A 450-nucleotide genomic window follows, 5' to 3' on the forward strand; every position below is an offset into this window, starting at 1 on the left:
GTCATACGTATGACGGCTACTGTAGGACCGTGCCCAGAACCCGGTCAACCACGAGCCCTGCCCGCGGCTCGACGACCGCGACGGAGGTCGCCCGGGCCGCCGGTGTCTCGCAGAGCGCTGTCTCGCTCGTGATGTCCGGCAAGGCCGCAGGGCGGATCGCCCCGGCGACGGCCGCGCACATCCAGGAGGTCGCCCGCTCGCTCGGCTACAGGCCCAACGTCGCGGCCCGCACCCTGCGCACCGGGACCTCGGGGCTGCTCGGCCTCGTCGTCCTCGACGCCTCGCACCCCTTCTACGGCCACATGCTCTCGGCCGCCGACGACGCCGCAGCCGGGCACGGCCTCGCCCTGACGATGATCCAGACGCGCGGCCACGAGGACACCTGGGAGCAGCGGCTCGCCGACCAGCTGTCCTCGGGCCACCTCGCGGGCGCGATCGTCTGTGGGGAAC

The 450-nt window shown here is 73.1% G+C and carries 1 pseudogene; it reads left to right on the top strand.

What is annotated here, in order from left to right:
* Positions 1–131 precede the first annotated feature (131 nt).
* Positions 132–450 (top strand): annotated as a pseudogene (locus JWG43_RS20845) (LacI family DNA-binding transcriptional regulator); the annotation flags it as partial.

This window comes from Desulfobulbus alkaliphilus, from assembly GCF_016918545.1.
Lineage (GTDB): Bacteria > Desulfobacterota > Desulfobulbia > Desulfobulbales > Desulfobulbaceae > Desulfobulbus > Desulfobulbus alkaliphilus.